The sequence below is a fragment of the Thiosulfativibrio zosterae genome (assembly GCF_011398155.1).
In the GTDB taxonomy this organism is placed as follows: domain Bacteria; phylum Pseudomonadota; class Gammaproteobacteria; order Thiomicrospirales; family Thiomicrospiraceae; genus Thiosulfativibrio; species Thiosulfativibrio zosterae.
This window is the reverse complement of the sequence record NZ_AP021888.1, coordinates 2179058-2193234: the sequence shown is the minus strand read 5'-3', so window position 1 is coordinate 2193234 and position 14177 is coordinate 2179058. Positions and strand designations below refer to the sequence as shown.

The following is a 14177-nucleotide window of genomic DNA, read 5'->3' as shown; positions in this document are numbered from 1 at the left end:
TGACGGGTTAATTAATGAAATTTGGTGGCAATCATTGCCTTAGTTGTCAAATTATTGTCGTTTAGGATATTTAATGACCAAGGCTAAACGATCTTTGACTTGGCATTTTTCCAGTAATTGGTTGACATGTTTTTTAACGGTTCGCTCCGTAATTTCAAGGGTCTGAGCAATTTCAGCGTTACTCAATCCTTGTCGAATTAAATCAAGCGTTTGTTGTTCTCTTTCGGTCAATATGCTCTCATCAAGCATTTCTGATGCCAAGTTTGCTTCTGGTTCAATCAACCCTCCCGTTTGGATCAATTCTGACAAGAGTTGTTGACCCAACCAAACGCTTCCGGCTTCAAGGGTAAACAGCACCTGTAAAATGCGTGCTTGATTGGCAAATGCATTTAAGTAACCTTTGATGCCAAGTTTAAATAAGGGGATGGCTTCAGCATTGCTAGGAGCATTAGACAAAATCAATAGGGTAAATTTGGCGCAAAGGGTTTTCAATAACGCTACATCTGTGAAGTTATCTAGGTGAATTAAACAAACCGCATGTTGAGGAAAGGATGTTTGTTCAAGCCTATTGCTCATATTTGTAAGATTATCAAAAACAGCTAATGCATAATCCGTATCGGCAAGTTGAGCTTGCCAATGTTTAATTAAGTTAGAATCCAGAGTGAATAGTGGTAATTTTTTCATGAAAAGAATTCTACTTGGATTTCCAGTTCGAACAAAACGAATATTTATAAATGTCAGCTTATGTCAGCTTTTTAAAAGCAATGACTTATAAACTGTGTGTGATTGCGCTACGTAGCTGTTGATCGCTTAATGTGACCGGGTTTCCGAGCATACTGCCTGCTCTGCAACTGCTAATCACTGGCTCTAGGTTATCGGCGCTTAACCCGAAGTCTTGAAGTTTTTGCGGTACATAACGGTTAGATAGCGAGTCGAGCTGCTCGATTAAGCTTTTCAGCTGTGTTTCGATGGATTGTTTGAGAGAGTCAGGCGTTAAAAGTTGACTGATTTGGGCGTATTTGGTCAAGGTATTTTGAGCACTGTGGGAATCTTGTGTTTGGAGGGTTTGAATATTGAGTGCGCTGATGGGCGCCAGTAAGTTGGCGCATACCGCGCCATGGGGCGCTTCAAAAAATGCCCCTATCGGCCCTGCTAAACCGTGTACAGCGCCTAAGCCAGCATTAGCAAGCGTAGTGCCCGAAAAACTGGCGGCTAACATTAAGTTGCCATAAGCGACTTGCTGTTGTTCGAGCGTTCCTGTTTCAATGTTTTCAAAAGCGTCTTTAAATAATTGCATACCTTGCCATGCGAGAGCATCGGTAAAGGGGTTGGCTTTTAGGGTGGTGTAAGATTCCAGTAGTTGCGTAAAGGCGTCCATTCCCGTATTAAAAAGAACATCTTTAGGGCAGCTCACCAAAAACTCTGGGTCAAGCCAAATGGCTTTTGCCAGCAGTTTGTCGGAGCGGAATGATTTTTTATAGTGCCCTAGTTTTGAAAGCACAGCATTTTTGGTGGTTTCGCTGCCAGTGCCTGCCGTGGTGGGTAGGGCAATAAAGGGCAGAGTGCTTTCATTAAAGACCTCACCTTTGCCAACGCCTTCTAAAAAATCCATTACCGAGCGCCGACTTGGAATCAAACCTGCAACGGCTTTGGCAGTATCCAATACGCTGCCGCCACCGATGCCAAGCACCGCTTGGTTTTGGGTTCCGCAGGAAGCCACTATCTCATCAACCAGTTCCGGCGAAGGTTCACCAGAAACCGAAAATAATGAAACTCGCATGTCATTTTTATGGCAAAAATCAACTAAATCTGCTGAAAATTGACCAGGCCTGGTTAAAAATCGGCTCGAAATGACCACTAAATGCTGAAAATTATATTGTAACAATTGCGATTTAAAAGCATGGCGAATGCCCCAGCCAAAATGCATTTGTGGTTGTTGAGGGATTGAAAAATTTGCAGTCATCATGGAATCTCTTTTTATTTGATGATTTGTATTGTACTCAGTCGAGTCGCTCATTGCATTTTGGTGTGCTTGGGTTAGAATAAATCCCATTCATTTTTTACGACAAAGAGACAAGCATGAAGACAGTCAGCGTTGGCATTGTTGGGGGCACAGGTTATACCGGTGTTGAGTTATTAAGATTGTTAGCGGCACATCCGCAAGCGCAAGTCACCATGATTACCTCTCGCAGCGAAGAAGGGGTGGCGGTTGCTGATATGTATCCTAATTTGCGTGGCGTCTATGATCTGCGTTTTTCGGTGCCCGACATCGACCAGCTGAAAACTTGTGATGTGGTGTTTTTTGCAACACCGCATGGCGTGGCCATGAGTATGGCTAAAGACTTAATTGAATCTGGCACCAAAGTCATCGACTTGGCGGCTGACTTTCGTTTAGAGAATCTAACCGCTTGGCAGCATTGGTACAAACATGAAGCGACGCAGGGCGAGCTGATGGCTTCAGCGGTCTATGGTTTGCCAGAGTATTATCGTGAACAGATTAAAAAAGCCATGATTATTGGCAACCCCGGCTGCTACCCCACCAGTATTTTATTAGGTATTTTGCCTTTGCTAAAAGCAGGCCTGGTTAAAACGGATAGCATTATTGCCGATGGCAAGTCGGGCGTGAGTGGTGCAGGGCGTGGTGCCAGTGTGGCGAATTTGGGGGCTGAAATGAGTGAAAGCTTTAAAGCCTATGGTGTTGCAGGGCATCGTCATCATCCAGAAATGCAAGAAAAACTATCGCAATTGGCTGGCGAAGAAGTGGGTTTAACCTTTGTGCCGCATTTGGTGCCCATGGTGCGAGGCATGGAATCCACCATTTATGCGACTTTGACCGAAGATAAATCGCAAGCCCAATTACAAGCCTTATTTGAAACAGCCTATCAAAACGAGCCATTTGTCGATGTCATGCCGGCAGGTAGTTTGCCAGAAACCCGCATGGTTAAAGGCTCAAATATGTGCCGCATGGCCGTTTATCGTCCTGCGGGTTCAAATCAAGTGGTCGTAACATCGGTGATTGATAATTTGGTTAAGGGTGCGTCAGGACAAGCGATTCAAAATATGAATATCTTGTTTGATTTGCCAGAAACGCTGGGGTTAAATCAGGTCGCTTTATTGCCTTAAGCGTAAAGAAGCGATTCCCCTAGTTTTGCTTGGGTGCAGTTTTAGATGCAATTTGATAGAATGCCATTTCTATCAAACTTATAAAAGGTGATCGCCATGTCTGAAATGCCAACCCCAGTTAATTTCACCGAAGCCGCGGCTCTTAAAGTCAGCGGATTAATTGAAGATGAAGCCAATCCAAATCTCAAGCTACGTGTTTACATTACAGGTGGCGGTTGTTCTGGATTTCAGTACGGCTTCACTTTTGATGAAGAACAAGCAGAAGACGATACCTGTGTTGAAAAAAACGGTGTGAATTTATTGATTGATCCGATGAGTTTTCAATATTTGATGGGTGCTAAGATTGATTATTTAGAAGATTTGCAAGGTGCAAGATTTGTGATTGAAAACCCCAATGCGACAACGACGTGTGGTTGCGGTTCTTCGTTTAGTGTTTAAAGCGGTTTTACGCAAATAATAAAGGTTGTTTTATGGATTATATTCCAGGATTAGCGGGCGTTCCTGCTACTGAGTCAGAAATTTCATATATTGATGGGCAAGAAGGCATTTTGTCTTATCGCGGTTACAATATTATGGATTTGGCCGAAAACTCTTCGTTTGAAGAAACCACGCTATTGCTGTTATTTGGTAGTTTACCAACCCAAGCTGAACTGGATGCTTTCGATAAAAAACTGCGAGAGTCACGCCGAGTTAAATTCAATATCCGCGAAATTATGCGCAACCTTCCGTCAACCACTCACCCTATGCACATGTTGCAAGTGGTGGTTGCCAGCTTGGCGAGTTTTTATCCCAGCACCGAATACATGAAGGGCGGCACTGAAAACCAAGAGTATGTAAACGATGTAACGGTAAAAATCATTGCCCATATGGGGACTTTAGTCGCCATGTGGGAGCATATGCGCAATGGCTATGATCCGATTGAACCGCGTAAAGATTTATCTTATGCCGAAAACTTTTTGTATATGGTGACTGGTGAAGTCCCCGATAAACATTGGGCAAGATTGCTCGATGCCATTCTCATTTTGCATGCAGAACACACCATCAACGCCTCAACCTTTACCACGATGGTAACGGGCTCTACGCTGGCCAATCCTTGTTCGGTTATTGCGTCAGCGATTGCTTCTTTGTCTGGTCCTTTGCATGGTGGCGCAAACCAGAAAGTGATTGAGATGTTGGAAACCATTGGCACACCTGAAAATGCGCGTCCTTACATTGAAAAACGTTTGGCTGAGAAAAAAGTCATTTGGGGCATGGGGCATCGCGAATACAAAACCAAAGACCCTCGCGCGACCATTTTGCAAAAATTGTCATCTCAGTTGTTGGGCGATAAATCCATGAAACTGAGTACGGCGTTTGAAACCGCTTTAGAAGTAGAGCGTGTTTGTGAAGAGTTGCTAGGACATAAAGGCGTATATCCGAATGTCGATTTTTATTCGGGTATTTTGTATAAAGAAATGGGCTTTGACCCTGGCTTGTTTACCCCAATTTTTGCGGTGGCGCGTTCAGCTGGTTGGTTGGCGCATTGGCGTGAACAGCTCAGCAAAAACAAAATCTTCAGACCGACTCAAATCTATAAAGGGGCTGGTAACCTTTGTTATTTACCGATGGATCAGCGGGGTTAAATCCTTGTTAATCTGAGTGAATCAAAAAGCGCCTTTCGGCGCTTTTTTGTTTTTAGATTAATGCATTAATTGGCTTAGGGATCTCTTAAGGTAACCAAAGCCCGCCCAAAATACTGTTTTGTTGGGCGCCTGTAATACTTTTTAAGGCGATTGGCTGATGGTTTAGGCGTTGAATGCCTAGCCATGCACACATCATGGCTTCTATTGCATGAGGGTTAATCGCTTGCGATTCTGTGGTGTTGACTGGATAGGGCAATTGCTGTTGTAAGCGTTGTAATAGGGTTTTATTGAGTGCGCCACCTCCGCAGACTAATAGAGATTTAGGCTTGGATGGCAGTGCATTAAGGCCTAACACTATCGAATCGACAGTTAATTGATTAAGAGTGGAGATGAGTGTTTCGGTGGATAAGTTAGGTCTCAGTTTTAGGAGCGGTGCTAACCAATCCTGATTGAAAATATCGCGACCAGTGCTTTTTGGGGGTGTTTGCTTAAAGTAAGTATGCTGTAAAAGCTGTTCTAGCAAACATGAGTCGACTGGGTGGCTTGCGGCAATATCACCATTAAAATCACAAGATTGCCCGAGTTGTGTTTGGCAAATTTCATCCATTAAGCCGTTGCCTGGCCCGGTATCAAAGCCAGAAACATCCCCTTGTGAGTCTATAAAACTGATATTGGCTATGCCGCCAATATTGACCAAAGCAATCGGTTGTGATTTTTGAAATAGAAATTGATGAAATGCCGGTGCTAAAGGGGCGCCTTGTCCTAAATTAGCCATGTCGTCCACTCTAAAATCCGCGGCGGTACAAATGCCGGTTTGCTTGGCAATAAATGCTGCATGACCAATTTGCAAAGACATCGGAATTTCTGGCGCATGAAAAATGGTTTGACCGTGGCTACCCAAAATTTCAATGTGTTGCGGTTTGAGTTGGTTGCGCGTTAACAAGGTTTGAGCAGCTGCGCTAAATGCGTCGGCCACGGCTTTTTCCAGCTGGCAAAGGGTTTTTAGCCCAATCGAAGGGCTTTGGTTTAGCTCTAAAAGTTGCTGGCGCAAAGCAACGCTCATGGGGTGCGTGATAAAATCGACAAGTTTGAAATCGCTCTCTGAATAGCTGACCAAGGCCGCATCTATGCCATCTAAGCTCGTGCCAGACATTAAGCCAATGGCCAGCTTATTCAAAATGTCCCACCAGTTGAGTGTCGGGGGATAAACGCTCCATTTGCGCCAGCATCAGACTGGCATAGTTTGCAAACTCAGCGCGATATTTTTTGGGCACGGGTCCCGCGTTAGGGAATTTCACTTTAAGGGGGTCTTGGTGAACACCGTTCACACGAAATTCATAATGCAAATGTGGGCCACTCGCTAAGCCTGATTGACCGATGTATCCAATCACATCGCCTTGTTTAACCCACGCATTTTTGGGGTATTTGCCATATTTAGACATATGTCCATAAACGGTGACATATTTATTGGCGTGTTGAATCATGATTAAGCGCCCGTAACTATTGCTCCAAGTGCGCGTGATAATTTGTCCATCGCCGGTGGCGTGAATTGGGGTGCCAATCGGCCCTGCATAATCAACGCCCCGATGCGCGCGCCATTTTTTTAATACTGGGTGAAAACGCTTGGGTTTAAAGGTGGAGGTGATGCGCACATAATCTACGGGATTTTTTAAGAAAGTCTTTTTAAGATTGTTCTGTTCAGCATCAAAATACCCAAGGCTTTTACCCGACTCGTCTTTGAGTAAGAAGGCGGTATGTGTTTCGCCACCCGTGTCGATGGATGCCGCTAAAATGTCACCATCGCCGATATATTGGTTTTTAATGTAGCGTTGTTCGTAGATCACCTTGAAAGGGTCGCCGTGGCGTAACTGACGAATAAAGTCGATTTCCCAGGTGAAAATATCGGCCAAATTCATAATGGTCTTGGCGCTGAGTCCAGCGGATTTGCCGCTGAGATAAAAAGAGTCGTCTATGGTGCCAGCCACGCTGACCACTTTGATTTGCACCTTATGATTGACGGCCTCTATTTGAAAACCCTCTGGCACCTCGGATAAAACAAAATCTTGTTCTTCGGATTGCGGGTAGAGGATCTTTTTGAGTTGCCCTTGGTCTGTCCAAATTTGTAGTTCGTCACCGGCTCGCAGTTGCGTTAAATAATGACTGTTTTTAAGCTGCAAAATATCAAAGGTGATTTGTTTATTCAGTCCAATTTGATCCAGCGCTTCTGAGAGACTGCCATTGGGTTTGATTTTAACACTGTGCTTTTCCCACAGGCTTTCTGGCGCTGCAGCTTTTTTGGCTTCAAGTTGAGTCAGATCTACGGATTGAATGTCAGGGAGCGGCAATTGGTTTTTTTTAATCATGATACTGGCATTGGTTTCACCAATCGCCAAAATGCTGATAATGCCAATGGTCACGGGAATGAGCGCAATCAATCCGATTTTTAGATAAGTAATGAGAAGGTTGAGGGTCTTTTTAATCATCAGTTTAGTATAACTTAAGGTGCAGTCAATTTGATCACTTTGACCCAACAAATGATGCCAAAGTCACAAGACTCTACTTTTATAAATTCGTGTTTATTGACTCTGCACCAGCTACCAATATCTTTCTCGGCACTTAAATCCGTACATTCAATGGCTACAACTTGACCGTTAGGTTGCGTTCTAATGGCTTGCTGTAATTTAATCACCGGCATGGGGCATTTAAGCCCTTTGGCATCGATGAAAACAGCAGGATTTGTGGCATCTGTAATATCTTGTGACATGAGTCGGTGCTTATTGGTTATAATTTGCGGCAATTTTATCAAAAAACACATAGGAAATCGGTGTCAATGAACGCGGCAACAGATATTTCAACATTTCAGGGCTTAATTCAAACCCTGCAAGCCTATTGGGCAGAGCAAGGTTGCGTGATTATGCAGCCTTATGACAACGAAATGGGCGCGGGGACTTTTCATCCCTCCACTTTTTTAAGAGCCATAGGTCCAGAGCCTTGGCGTGCAGCTTATGTGCAACCCTGTCGCCGTCCAACGGATGGTCGTTATGGTGAAAACCCCAATCGTATGCAGCATTATTATCAGTTTCAAGTGATGTTAAAGCCTTCGCCAGATAATATTCAAGACCTCTATCTGGGCTCTTTGAAAATGATGGGCATTGATCCGCTAGAGCACGATATTCGTTTTGTGGAAGATAACTGGGAATCGCCGACGCTGGGTGCTTGGGGCTTAGGTTGGGAAGTCTGGATGAACGGCATGGAAGTGACTCAGTTTACCTATTTTCAACAGGTCGGTGGCTTAGAGTGTCGTCCTGTCACCGGTGAGATTACTTACGGTTTAGAGCGTATTGCCATGTATTTACAAGGCGTCAATTCGGTTTATGATTTGACTTGGGTGAATGGGCCAGAAGGTAAGGTCACCTATGGCGATGTGTTTCACCAAAACGAAGTGGAAATGTCGACCTATAACTTTGAAAAAGCCGACACCACGATTTTGTTCCGCACCTTTGACGAGTGTGAGCAGGTTTTTGCCAAGTTGGTTGCGGATAAGCTTCCTTTGCCTGCCTACGAGCAAGTGCTTAAAGCCTCTCATGCCTTTAACTTGTTAGACGCTCGTCATGCCATTTCGGTGACAGAGCGCGCGCGTTTTATTGGGCGGGTGCGCACCATGGCAAGACAAATAGCCGAAGCTTATTACGAAGGGCGCGAAACCTTAGGTTTCCCTCTGGTTAAAAATAAACAGACAACCAATGCGATAGAAGAGGCACAAGCATGAGCCAAGTCCACGATTTTTTAGTTGAAATTGGAACCGAAGAGTTACCCCCTAAAGCTTTAAAAAAATTATCTGAAGCCTTTGGTGCTGGTATTGAAGCCGGTTTAAAAGCAGCGGAGCTGAACTATGGTGAAGTTTCTTTGTTTGCCTCGCCGCGTCGTTTAGCGGTGCGCATCCAAGAGTTGCAAGCTCAGCAAGCGGATAAAACCATTGAAAAAAAAGGCCCTGCCAAAAAATCAGCCTTTGATGCCGAAGGCAAAGCCACCAAAGCCCTTGAAGGCTTTGCGCGTGGCTGTGGTGTCAGCACAGCGGAATTATCAGAGATTGATACCGATAAAGGCGTTTGGATGGTTTACTACCAAGCTGAAAAAGGTCAACCGGTGGCAGCTTTATTGCCAGACATCGTTAATCAATCTTTAGCAAAATTGCCAATTCCTAAGCGTATGCGTTGGGGCAGTTCAGAGGTTGAGTTCGTGCGTCCTGTGCATTGGGCGGTGATGTTGTTGGATGAAACCCTTGTGCCTGCGACGATTCTTGGCAATGAAACTTCTGATGTCACTTATGGACACCGTTTTCATGCGCCAGAAGCCCTGAAAATAACCAGGCCTGGTGATTATGAGGCACTTTTGGGTGAAAAAGGCTATGTAAAAGCCAACTTTGCTGAGCGTTCTGAGATGATTCGCAAGCAGGTTAATGAGGTGGCTGCGTCTGTTTGGGGTAAAGCAGAAATTGATGAAGACTTGCTTGAAGAAGTCACAGCGCTCAATGAGTGGCCGCAAGCGGTCATGGGTGACTTTGATGAAGTGTTTTTATCCGTACCTTCTGAAGCCTTGATTTCTGCGATGAAAGGCCATCAAAAGTACTTCCATATTTTGGATGCTAATGGCAAGTTGATGCCAAAGTTTATTACCATTTCAAATATTAACAGCAAAAATCCAGAGTCTGTTAAGTCTGGTAACGAACGCGTGATTCGTCCGCGTTTGTCAGATGCTAAGTTCTTCTGGGATCAAGACCGCAAACATGGCTTAGAGGATTTCTTACCCCGCTTAAAAACAGTGGTTTTCCAGCAAAAATTAGGCACTTTATTTGATAAGGTTGAGCGCTTAGAAACGCTGACGGTTAAGATTGCTAAGCCATTAGGCGTTGCGCCAGAAATTGCCTCTCGTGCAGCGCGTTTGTCAAAAGCCGACTTAATGAGTGAGATGGTGGGTGAATTCCCAGAATTACAAGGCGTGATGGGGCGTTATTATGCGCTAGAACAAAAAGAAGATGCATTGGTTGCTGCGGCCATTGACGAACAGTATCAACCGCGTTTTTCAGGTGATGCTTTACCGGCTTCAGCAGTTTCTCAAGCCTTAGCGATTGCAGATAAATTAGATACCATTACGGGTATTTACGGGGTTGGGCAAATTCCAACCGGAGACAAAGATCCTTTTGCCTTACGTCGTGCGGCCTTAGGCTTGATGCGCATCATCATTGAAAACGGCTTAGACTTGGATTTGCGTTTGTTGATTCAGTTCAGCTTAGAGTTGCACCCTGAAGTGACGCAAACTGAAGCCTTAGTGAATGATATCTACGGATTTATCATCAGTCGTTTAAAGGCTTATTATGCTGATCAAGGGGTTTCTGCTGAAGAGTTTGAAGCCGTTCGCGTTTGCGAACCTGCGCACCCCTTAGACTTTGACAAGCGTTTGGAAGCGGTGGTGCAGTTTTCTAAAATGGACGCCGCTGAAGCCCTCAGCTCTGCGAACAAACGCATTTCAAATTTACTGAAAAAAGTCAGTGGTGATTTGCCTGAAACGGTCAATCCTAAGCTGTTTGACAATCCTGCAGAAGAAGCCCTGTGGCAAATGCTGGATAATTTGCGTGAGAGTGTCAGTGAGCTGATTGCAGGGCGTGATTACACTGCAGCGCTGACAGAATTAGCGAAAATTCGTCAGCCAGTGGATGCTTTCTTTGAAGATGTAATGGTTATGGCAGACGATGAAGCGGTTAAGAATAATCGTTTGGCATTACTTAACCAGATTTATCAATTGTTTATGGCGATTGCCGATATTTCTCGTTTACAAAGTGCTTAAGAATAGTTTAAGAAGAGCGTAGCAAAAACTGGTGTTAAATTCTAATCAAAAAATCATTGTACTGGATCGCGATGGTGTCATTAATCAAGACTCGGATGCTTACATTAAGCATCCAGATGAATGGCATCCAGAGCCAGGTTCGATTGAAGCCATTGTTAAGCTAAAACAGGCCGGTTGGTTGGTGGCGATTGCAACCAATCAGTCTGGCATAAAACGTGGCTATTACGACCGTTATACCCTGAGTTTAATGCACCAAAAACTGCAAAAGTTATTGATGGCTGCTGGCGGTGAAGCGGCTAAGGTGGACTGGATAAATTACTCGCCCTATTTAGCGGACGATAATTCTGTGTGTCGTAAACCTTTGCCCGGTATGCTGCAAGCCATCGAAAATCGTTTTGGAGGTAGTTTGCAGGGGTTTCCTATGGTGGGTGATACCTTGCATGATGTTGCTGTTGCTCAATTAAAAGGCATGGTGCCCCTGTTTGTTAAAACTGGCAAGGGCGCAGGCATTTTAGCTAAGCAAGACGCTAAAACCCAAGCGGTGCTGGCAGGTGTGGCTGTGTATGACAATCTCTTAGCTGCGGTAGAGGATATTTTGTCATGAAGGCTTGGTATTTTTTGCGATCAGTTGTCTTTGCCATCGGTCAGGTGGTGTCTTTGTTGTTTTTCTCTGTCATAGGCCTTTTCTTATGGCCTTTTTCTCACAAGGTTCGTTATCAATTTATGCATCTTTGGGCTAGATTTATAGTCGTTTGGGTGCGTTGGACTTGTGGGGTCTCATATAAAGTTTATGGTGCGGAAAATATTGATAAAACTCAAGCTGGCTTAGTCCTTGCTAGACATGAGTCCGCCTGGGAGACTTTTGCGACCCAGGTGATTTTCCCTCGCCAAGCATTTGTTTTGAAGAAAGAATTGCTCAAAATCCCATTTTTTGGCTGGGGAATGTCGATGATGTATCCCATTGCGATTGATCGCAATGCGGGGCGTCAGGCAATGAAGCAGGTTTTGAGCGAAGGCCAAGCCCGCTTAGCAGAAGGCATTTGGGTGGTGATTTTCCCAGAAGGGACTCGAATGCCCGCTGGTGAACTGGGCAAAATCAATGCGGGTGGGGCGATGTTAGCCCTGAAAGCGCAAGCCCCGGTTTACTTAGTGGCACACAACGCTGGAGAGTGTTGGCCTAAAAACAGTTTTATTAAAAAGCCAGGTGTGGTTGAAGTGTTTATCAGTCCTGCGATTGATGTCACGAATTTGACACTGGCACAACTTAATCAACTAACAGAGGATTGGTTTAAACAGCATCTATCCGCAGGTTCTGCGGCTTCCGAAGAGAAGGAGGTGCCCACAAACCCTTAATTTAAATGAGTAAAGTAGCAACGATTCTCGGCGCCATATTAGGGATGATTATTCTCATCCTGAGTATGATTGACTTTAACTCAGGAAAAATCCTCTCAGCTTTCTTTAACTGGCAAGGTTTGCTGGTTGTTCTGGGCGGCACTTTTGCCGCCACGCTCATCAATTACCCTTTGGGTCAATTCGGTTGTTTTTTCAAAAGCATAGTCAAAATTTTTTCACAAGAAACGGCTTCTCCACAATTAGCGATTGAGCAAATCATCGACCTCAGTCATATCGCACAGCAAAAAGGCGTGCTGGGTTTGGAAAAAGAAATCGATTTCATTGATGATAAATTTTTGCGTTTTGGGATTACCAATTTGATGATCTACCGCGATGAAAAGTCTTTGCGCTTAAGCCTTGAGCAAAGCCTCAATGCTATGCGTATGCGTCATCTAACTTGCCAAGATGTTTTCAATAACATGGCGTCTTATGCCCCAGCCTTTGGGATGATGGGAACCGTTATGGGGTTGATTATGATGATGACCACTCAAGTGGCGCAAGATGCCGTGGTGGTGGATGGGCAAGGGCAAGATATGCTCGGTGCCCTATTGCAAGGCATGGGTTTAGCCTTGGTCACCACTTTTTACGGCGTGTTATTCTCAAACTTCTTGTTTATTCCTACCGCTGGAAAACTTAAAGTCTTGTCGGATGCAGAGGTATTAAAAAACCAGATTTTGATTGAAGGTATCATTGGCTTGAAGCATGAAGAGTCGCCGATTATGCTGCGAGAAATGCTCATGGTATTTGTCAATGATTTGACTAAGCAACGGCTTGATCAGTCGATGCACTAGGAGGAATCATGCAATCAGCCAGACAAGTAATGATGGAATTAGAAGAAGTTGCCATAGCAAAAGCGGCAACGCGTCGTCATCGCACCTGGCAAATTGTGTTTGTTTCTTTGTTTACTTCTTTGTTAGCCTTTTTTATTCTCACTATTTCACTAATAGATTTAGAAGGTTCTACGGTTAAGCGTAACCATCAAAAACTGGTCCACTTTCTCTATAAAACAGTTCTAGAAGAGCAAAAAACCATGCCCTGGTTAGCGGTGGAGAATACCTTGTCTAAAGGGGTTAAGCTATCCTTTGATCCAAGCTTATTTAAAGAGGCTTCTTTGTTTGAGTCCGCCAGAGCCAAACTCAATCCTCGATTTGTGCCTTATATGTCTGAAGTTGCAACCCTGATTAAACATATAGAGCTTGAATCTTTTCCAACCCGCCACGCTAAACTGGTTAAACAAATTGAAGCGAGCGGTTATGAATTTGTCATTACCATTCGGGTAGAAGGGCATACGGATTCTCAACCCTTGGCAAAAACCGCTTTTTTTACCAATAACATAGAATTAAGTACCTATCGAGCCTATGCGGTCATGGATTTATTACGCATTTACACCGGCTTGCCTAAGCACTTTTTTGCGATTGCGGGTTATGGCAGTTTTTATCCCTTGGTGGAAGATACAACGGATGCGCTGAATCGCCGTGTTGAAATCTATTTGGTGCCACAGGTTTTGGCGAAGCGAAGTGCGTCATGAGCCAATCTACCGATAGAGCCAAGTCAGTCTGGTTGCTTACTTTTGGGGATGTAGTGACGCTTTTAATCACCTTTTTTATTTTGATGATTGTTCTGAACAAAGGCGAGATTTCTAGGGTTCAAAAGTTTACAGATTTGCAATTGGATGGTTCTTATGCGCAGTTGCTCAAAGAAACCAGCGAGGAAAGTTTTTTAAAGGTAGAGCGAAACTCTAATGGTATTTTAATCTTAATTGCAGATGATCAAGCCTTTGAAAAAGGCGGGTTAACGCCTTCAGTGCAGTTACAAAATCAATTGAAGCAATTGGGTAAGGCACTGAGTGATTTAAGTATTTTTAAATTAGATTTGGGTATTTTGCCCAGAGAAGTCCGCAAGCATGTATCCCAAGAAAATTTGCAGTGGCGCGCGGAAGTCAACATTGCAGGACACACCGACAATGATCCGATTAATCCTTTTTCTGGCTTAAGAAACAATTGGTTTTTAAGTACTTTGCGTGCAGAGCAGGTGATGCGACTATTGTATGAATCCAGTACTTTGGATAAAGAATTGTTTGGGGTGGCGGGTTATGGCGAATATCGTCCATTGGTAGACAATGATTCGCCAGAAGGCAAGGCCAAAAATCGCCGTATTGAGATTTTAATTACGGCGACTTTCGAAAAGACTCGCTAG

At 44.2% G+C, this 14177-nt stretch carries 15 protein-coding genes; 10 read left to right on the top strand and 5 right to left on the bottom strand.

Translation table 11 applies throughout. The features are described from left to right. Window positions 1-51: 51 nt before the first annotated feature. A complete protein-coding gene (locus tag THMIRH_RS10160; protein WP_173291979.1) occupies window positions 52-684 on the bottom strand; it encodes a response regulator transcription factor in 633 nt (210 codons plus the stop codon). 85 nt (window positions 685-769) lie between these two features. Continuing rightward, on the bottom strand, window positions 770-1966 hold the full coding sequence (locus THMIRH_RS10155) for an iron-containing alcohol dehydrogenase (protein WP_243831441.1): 1197 nt from the start codon (window positions 1964-1966) through the stop codon (window positions 770-772). Between the two features lie 113 nt (window positions 1967-2079). Here THMIRH_RS10155 and argC point away from each other — a divergent pair, with 113 nt between their 5' ends. The 3 genes from argC (at window position 2080) to THMIRH_RS10140 (ending at window position 4745) form a co-directional block, all read left to right on the top strand. Next, the gene (gene argC / locus THMIRH_RS10150) at window positions 2080-3123 is read left to right on the top strand and encodes an N-acetyl-gamma-glutamyl-phosphate reductase (RefSeq protein WP_173291978.1); all 1044 of its coding nucleotides are present in this window, start codon (window positions 2080-2082) and stop codon (window positions 3121-3123) included. Between the two features lie 96 nt (window positions 3124-3219). Continuing rightward, window positions 3220-3561: an iron-sulfur cluster insertion protein ErpA gene (erpA, locus tag THMIRH_RS10145; RefSeq protein WP_173291977.1), complete on the top strand. Its 342-nt coding sequence runs from the start codon at window positions 3220-3222 to the stop codon at window positions 3559-3561. Window positions 3562-3593: 32 nt separating this feature from the next. Continuing rightward, a complete protein-coding gene (locus THMIRH_RS10140; RefSeq protein ID WP_173291976.1) occupies window positions 3594-4745 on the top strand; it encodes a citrate synthase in 1152 nt (383 codons plus the stop codon). A gap of 85 nt (window positions 4746-4830) precedes the next feature. On the opposite strand, the gene THMIRH_RS10135 is transcribed toward THMIRH_RS10140, so the two are convergent. From THMIRH_RS10135 to THMIRH_RS10125, 3 genes are read right to left on the bottom strand one after another with little or no spacing between them, the layout of a single operon-like run. After that, the gene (locus tag THMIRH_RS10135) at window positions 4831-5922 is read right to left on the bottom strand and encodes an anhydro-N-acetylmuramic acid kinase (protein ID WP_173291975.1); all 1092 of its coding nucleotides are present in this window, start codon (window positions 5920-5922) and stop codon (window positions 4831-4833) included. Beyond that, complete coding sequence (locus tag THMIRH_RS10130) at window positions 5915-7228, bottom strand: peptidoglycan DD-metalloendopeptidase family protein (RefSeq protein WP_243831440.1); 1314 nt, start codon at window positions 7226-7228, stop codon at window positions 5915-5917. The genes THMIRH_RS10135 and THMIRH_RS10130 overlap by 8 nt, the downstream gene beginning before the upstream one ends. A gap of 14 nt (window positions 7229-7242) precedes the next feature. After that, window positions 7243-7509: a sulfurtransferase TusA family protein gene (locus tag THMIRH_RS10125; protein WP_173291974.1), complete on the bottom strand. Its 267-nt coding sequence runs from the start codon at window positions 7507-7509 to the stop codon at window positions 7243-7245. A gap of 66 nt (window positions 7510-7575) precedes the next feature. On the opposite strand from THMIRH_RS10125, the gene glyQ reads away from it, so the two are divergent. The 7 genes from glyQ to THMIRH_RS10090 are packed head-to-tail and all read left to right on the top strand — an operon-like array spanning window position 7576 to window position 14177. Continuing rightward, a complete protein-coding gene (gene glyQ / locus THMIRH_RS10120) occupies window positions 7576-8514 on the top strand; it encodes a glycine--tRNA ligase subunit alpha (RefSeq protein ID WP_173291973.1) in 939 nt (312 codons plus the stop codon). Continuing rightward, window positions 8511-10589: a glycine--tRNA ligase subunit beta gene (gene glyS, locus THMIRH_RS10115; protein WP_173291972.1), complete on the top strand. Its 2079-nt coding sequence runs from the start codon at window positions 8511-8513 to the stop codon at window positions 10587-10589. Before glyQ ends, glyS begins: the two co-directional genes overlap by 4 nt. Window positions 10590-10620: 31 nt before the next feature. Beyond that, on the top strand, window positions 10621-11193 hold the full coding sequence (gene gmhB / locus THMIRH_RS10110) for a D-glycero-beta-D-manno-heptose 1,7-bisphosphate 7-phosphatase (RefSeq protein WP_243831439.1): 573 nt from the start codon (window positions 10621-10623) through the stop codon (window positions 11191-11193). A gap of 14 nt (window positions 11194-11207) precedes the next feature. Beyond that, window positions 11208-11942, top strand: a complete 735-nt coding sequence (locus tag THMIRH_RS10105) for a lysophospholipid acyltransferase family protein (protein ID WP_243831438.1) — start codon at window positions 11208-11210, stop codon at window positions 11940-11942. Window positions 11943-11986: 44 nt separating this feature from the next. Continuing rightward, entirely contained in the window at window positions 11987-12772 is a 786-nt protein-coding gene (locus tag THMIRH_RS10100; RefSeq protein WP_243831437.1) for a motility protein A, read from the top strand. Between the two features lie 8 nt (window positions 12773-12780). Continuing rightward, window positions 12781-13509 carry an OmpA/MotB family protein gene (locus tag THMIRH_RS10095; protein WP_243831436.1) on the top strand — a complete coding sequence of 243 codons (729 nt, stop codon included), beginning with the start codon at window positions 12781-12783 and terminating at the stop codon, window positions 13507-13509. Beyond that, on the top strand, window positions 13506-14177 hold the full coding sequence (locus THMIRH_RS10090; RefSeq protein ID WP_173291969.1) for an OmpA/MotB family protein: 672 nt from the start codon (window positions 13506-13508) through the stop codon (window positions 14175-14177). Before THMIRH_RS10095 ends, THMIRH_RS10090 begins: the two co-directional genes overlap by 4 nt.